Origin of the sequence: Haloferax sp. Atlit-4N (genome assembly GCF_003383025.1) — an archaeon.
GTDB lineage: Archaea > Halobacteriota > Halobacteria > Halobacteriales > Haloferacaceae > Haloferax > Haloferax gibbonsii.
Genome location: NZ_PSYY01000021.1, coordinates 1 through 5,627, shown reverse-complemented (window position 1 = coordinate 5,627; position 5,627 = coordinate 1). Strand labels below are relative to the sequence as shown.

At 53.3% G+C, this 5,627-nt stretch carries 2 protein-coding genes and 1 pseudogene; 2 read left to right on the top strand and 1 reads right to left on the bottom strand.

Annotation, left to right across the window (positions count from 1 at the left end; all coding sequences use genetic code 11):
• Nucleotides 1-298: 298 nt before the first annotated feature.
• On the bottom strand, nucleotides 299-3,031 hold the full coding sequence (locus C5C07_RS20190; protein ID WP_115806026.1) for a DUF1156 domain-containing protein: 2,733 nt from the start codon (nucleotides 3,029-3,031) through the stop codon (nucleotides 299-301).
• A gap of 167 nt (nucleotides 3,032-3,198) precedes the next feature.
• On the opposite strand from C5C07_RS20190, the gene C5C07_RS20185 reads away from it, so the two are divergent.
• On the top strand, nucleotides 3,199-5,028 hold the full coding sequence (locus tag C5C07_RS20185) for a DEAD/DEAH box helicase (protein ID WP_115806025.1): 1,830 nt from the start codon (nucleotides 3,199-3,201) through the stop codon (nucleotides 5,026-5,028).
• Nucleotides 5,025-5,627: pseudogene (locus tag C5C07_RS21235) on the top strand (hypothetical protein); the annotation flags it as partial. The gene C5C07_RS20185 and the pseudogene C5C07_RS21235, both read left to right, overlap by 4 nt.

Genomic DNA, 5,627 nt, shown 5'->3' with positions numbered 1-5,627 from the left:
CTGAAACAACAGGACCTCGAACAGGACGCCGTCCAGAAGTTGCTTCAATCCCACAAGGGTTCGTCTGAAACACGTCCGAATTCACGGGCTTGGTCGCTCCTACTCGCGGAATTCCCATCAATGTTTCCGTCGACCCCCAATTCCCCCCAAACCCCCGGGGGGTCGACGGAGATCGTGCTGTTCAAACAGATCTGATGAACCACTAGGGTTCCCCAGGATCGATTGTTAGGAAAGAGTCACCTGTGAGACGACATCTGAGGACCCAACATGAAGTCCCCGCGAAAGGAGTTACAGAACGCTAGAAGCTCGAGATATCCCGGTCTCCAAGGACACGTCGGTATGCTTCATCACCTGTTGCATCTGCAAGCCGCTTCGAGAGGTCACGAACTTCGTCGTCAACACCCCACTTATCGATGTAGTTCTGGAGTGTCTTCCCATCCTCGTAGCGGCGGCGGAGGTATTGGAGCTTGTCAAGCGCGGTGAGCTCTGACTCGGCGTTAATCCGGTCTTCGATGTACGCAATCCGGCGTTCGTTCTGCCAGGTACCTAACTCGAAGCCATCTTCGGTGGAGAACAACCGAAGTTGCTTGAGCTCTTCTGGCTTCGCGTTCGTTCCCCGACAGAGCTTGTTGACGCTGTCATAGGTTGGCGTATCCTCGGCGAGGAGGTCCACAAAGACATCTGTCGTTCCGATTTGGCTCGCCTCTTGGATAATCCCGTATATTTCGTTGACGACCTCCTTTGCATCCATAATCTCGCCATCTCGTTGGACCTTCCCGTGGTGCTTTGAGTACTCATGGAAACACGCACCCATCTCCATCACACCAATATCTCCTCGGGAGAGATCCCTGTCAGCGGCCAGCTTTCGGCGGGTGTCTTGAGCCGTTGAGTAGATGCTCCGCTTTAGACGTGGCCAGCTGATTGGTGAGATATCGCTCTGTTCAATCGGGCGAGCGACTACAATGATATCAAACGAGACTGCTTCGCCAGTAATGAACTTCTTGACGTCGGCTGAAATCGGGTAGGTTGCGGTCACTTCGAACCCGACGTCGCACAGCGACGCGAGAAGCTCACCCCACGACTCAGAGTCGCTGTGGTGGTACGTGAATGTCAGGACGCCATCGTCTTTGAGTGCCTGGTGGATGACGGTAAAGGCCTCGTGGAGCTCAGACTCGAAGTCTTCAGTTGTCTTTCCGAGATGCGGATTCGTGACGATTGACTCGACACGAGGTGTCTGTTCTTGGTCAAAGCCATCGTACTTACCTTCGAGGAGGAGCTTCTGCCAGACGTAGAAGTAGTCTGCAACCTCCGAGTAGATGATATTGTCGTAGTACGGTGGGTCGGTGATGACTGCGTCAAATTCGTTTTCAAAGCCGAGCCGACGCATATCGCCACGAGAGAGCTCGACGTTCTGACCGATCGGGGTCGTAAACGGCTCTGACTCGAGTATCTCTCCAGCTTCCATATACCGCTCTGTTGGGGCGTTGGCGTACGCAACACCGTCGCGGACCATCTCCCAATTCTTCTGGAAGTTGCCCATCCCATATTTTGTTCCCCAGGGATTTGCTTCTGCAGGCCGTGTCTGGGGCGCGAAGGAATTCGTTTGGAAGAGGTCATTCAGATGATTGCGAGACGCTTGGTACCCAATCATCTGGTTGTTGAATCGAAGCATATCGCTGAACGCTAACAGGAGGTATTCCTTAGCGTTCTGATCGTCAATAGTATCGATCGCACGCAGGAGCTTCGAGAGCACGAGGAGCTGGCGCTCGTTGAACATATCTGTCCACTCCGAATACCCGTGCTGGAACACGTCGTTCCCGCTAATCGATGATGCCTTGGTGATCGCACCCTCCGGAATCGGTTCCTGAGGAACGTACGCATCGAGCTCCGGACTGCTTTCCCATTCTTGTTTTGCTTCGTTGAACTGCTTGAGGTCGAACGCAGTCGGTGCTCGATAGCCCTTTATTTCGTGTCGGGGTTCACCACGGTCGTCGCAGGTTGAACAGTAGTATTCGACAGCGTAGAGACGTTGATCGTACCCACCGAGTTCTTCGATCGCGTCAGTGATGCCGTATTGCTGTCCACAGCTCGTACACGAGTACTTCCCACGCGACACGTTCCCATCTTCGGGGACGAACTCGTGGCTGCAGTGGTCGCACGTCGACTGGCTGCGCCAGTCATCGACGTAGGTGAGGCGTTCGCAGTTCGGACAGAATACGTTGTACTCGTCAGTATGGTCGTACCGGCCCTTTGCGACGCGGTAATCGGAAAAGAGCGGAACATCCTCTCCACAGGAGACACACTCGAGTTCTTTCACCCAGAGATAGTGCATGACGTCTGCAAGGTGCCCATCATGCTCCTGTTCTTGGTCGTGGTCGTGGCCATGGTCATGGTCATGCTCGTGGTCGTGTGCGTCAGACTCGCCGTCATTGGGACAGGGAGTTACGTAATACGACTGGAGCTCTATTGCCACTTCCTGTTTGACCTGTTCAAACGCTTCGTCGAGGGTTTCGACGTCGGTTGTGCCCGCTTCGATTTCTTTTTTGACGACGTACCATGCCACCGGATTCAGATCGTTCCCGACGACGTCTGCACCGAACCGAGACGCCTCAACGATAGACGTCCCGCCACCCATAAACGGATCTAGAACTCGCTTGTCTTCGATAGTAACGTCCTCAGGGTAGAGCTCCCAGAGAGATTCTGGATTCGAAGCGTCAACTGCAGAGATGAGTTCGTGAATACGGTCGGCAGACATCGGTGCTCCACCACCAAAGTCACCAAGATCAAGCTCGTTCGAATCGCGGTCAATCACAGAGACGTCCGTCTCTTCATCCAAGAGAGAATACAGACAAAGCGAGCGGAAGACACATCCCAGCCGACGAGCCCACCATTTGTGCATCGTATAGATTGGCCGATAGTGCCGCTTCGCTCGGCCCTCTTTTTCTGCCAACTCGTTAATGCGCTCAATTGGGAACCCACGCTCTACAGGTAACGAAAGACGACCCTGGGATCCCGGTTGCTGTCGGGCCATTGTTGCTGTTCGTATCTGTCCAGTCGGAGGTATAAATCCTCCTTCACGGAAAGCGAAGACTGATGCGTCAGATTTGGTCACTGGAGTCGGCTCGGTGCGTCCCCTGGTATCTGATCCGGCCCAATGTCAGCCAGAGATTAATATAGGATGACGAGCACACTCCGCGTATGTCAGATTCGGGGCCGTCTGGCCCACCCTCCGAAGAACAACCAGACACGCACTTTGTGTCGGTCAATATTTCACATGACTCTGCATCAAATCTCTCAATCTCGGGTTCTGACGAGTCACTTCCCGGTCTTCTGCCAGTTCATGCGCAACGGCTCTTATCAGGGCGTCCAGACACGTCTCTGCAGTCGCTTTCGACACTCGATACAGAGGCAGTCAAACTCCTCGAACACCAAGTTGATGCGGCATATCGGGCACTGTTCGAGATGAATGGGAAAGCACTCTTAGCAGACGAGGTCGGGCTCGGGAAGACAATCGAAGTCGGGATGATCCTCAAAGAGATGCACTACCGAGAGACGTCTGATTCGGTATTGGTGTTGACGCCGGCTCAACTCGCGAAACAATGGCAAGGTGAGCTTCGCGAGAAGTTTGGACTTGAGTTCGTCTGCAATTACGACGACGAGTTCGAAGACTTTGGGAGCCACGACCGGATTATCGCGAGTATTGACACCGCTAAGAGTGAACAGCACAAACCAGTCGTTCTCTCACGAGATTGGGACGTCCTTGTCCTCGACGAAGCACACTATGTGAAAAACGAAGCGACTGACCGCTACGACCTGATCGACAAGATGCGGTATCGATATGCGTTTTTCCTGACTGCGACACCGATTCAAAACGAGCTCACCGACCTCTACAATATCATCTCGTTGCTCAATCCGGGGTTGTTCGGAACACGAGAGGCATTCCACCACTACTTCGTCAATCGGAGCGACGAGTCGCTGATTAACACAGATGAGCTAAAGCGCAGGCTTTCTGAAGTGATGATCCGGAATCGGCGTGCGGAGACGGACATCGATTTCACCGACCGGAAAATCGCTACGCGAACATTTGACCAAACGCCAGCTGAAAAAGCGCTTTACGAGGAGGTGTCTGACTTCGTACGGGGTGCGTACGCTCGTGATAGTGGCCAGAAACTCGTGTTGATGCTCTTGCAAAAAGAGGTCGTGAGTAGCCCCGCTGCACTTCAACAGACGATCGAGAAACGGCTGCACGAAAAATCAGAGAGTACGCATCGAGACGACCTCCAGCATATCCTTGAGTTGATCGCTGAGATTGACGTCAATACGAAACAGGAGCGGTTGATCGATATCGTCGAGGAAGCACGAGAGCGCGTTGAGATGGGGCGCGTGATCGTCTTCACACAGTTTCGTGCAACACAACGTGAACTCGTCTCCAGACTCTCAGAAGATGGCTATACGGTCCATACATTCCATGGTGGACATTCGAGCAGCGAGAAGGAGACGATTGTCGAGAACTTCCGACGAGATGGTGGTGTGTTAATCTCTACGGATGCGATGAATGAGGGCCGAAACCTCCAGTTCTGTAATCTAATGGTGAATTACGACTTGCCATGGAACCCGATGAAAGTCGAACAACGGATTGGTCGGATTCACCGGATTGGCCAGGAGCGGGACGTGTTCGTATTCAACATGGCCCTCAAAGAGACGATCGAAGAATACGTTCTGGAGCGATTGTACCACAAAATCGACTTATTCCAACAGACTGTTGGAGAGCTGAGCACCATCCTGTCGAGACTTGAGTCGTCAAGTACGAGCTTTGAAGACGAAATTTTCGAACGGCTTGTCGATGCCGGCTCAAAAGCTGAACTGGAGAACGACTTTGATGCGATGGCTGTTGACTTGACTGAGCAACGAGAGCTTGCCCAGAAGCTCGAAGCGTTCAATGAGAACGTATTCTCGGGATTCGATCTTGGGTCACAAGGCGAACGTGACTCACGAACCGTGCAGGCAACCCTGGAGGACAGAAAATGACTACTTCGACGCCCCCCAGAGAACCCAAGCGTGAAGATGAACTCGACATCTCTCTTGGGCGAACCTCAGAACGGCTTGAAGCGTATTTGACTGCCTTCTGTGACCACCATGAGATTCCAGTCGAACCGACTGAGACAGGGTTTGTACTCGAGGTCCCCGAGGAGACCCATCCAGAGGTGGATCTTCTGGAAACAGCCATTGCTCAGGCTCCCGATCGGCGTGTACAGTTGCGGCAGGATATTGAGCCAGACGAAACGTTGGACGACGGAGAGGTTGCGTTTACACCAGACAGTCAGCTCGCACAGTCGCTGCTTGAACATGGGGCACGTAGTCTGAGTGGGTCGTGGCACATCTCCAAGGGAGTCGAGAGTGCACCGACTCCTGGCTGGCTGCAACACGCTTCGGCTGAGGTGTCTGATCGTGAGTTCGTCGGCTATTACGATCGGGCAGCAGTCTGCTACCTGTTTGATGTCTCAATCGAGACGGTGAGTGAATACGAAAAAGATCTCCTCATCCCCATCTGTGTGGATACTGAATCGGAAGCACCAGTACCAGGACTCTCCGCTTGGATTTCGACCGTTACAACAAGCATTGGCGGA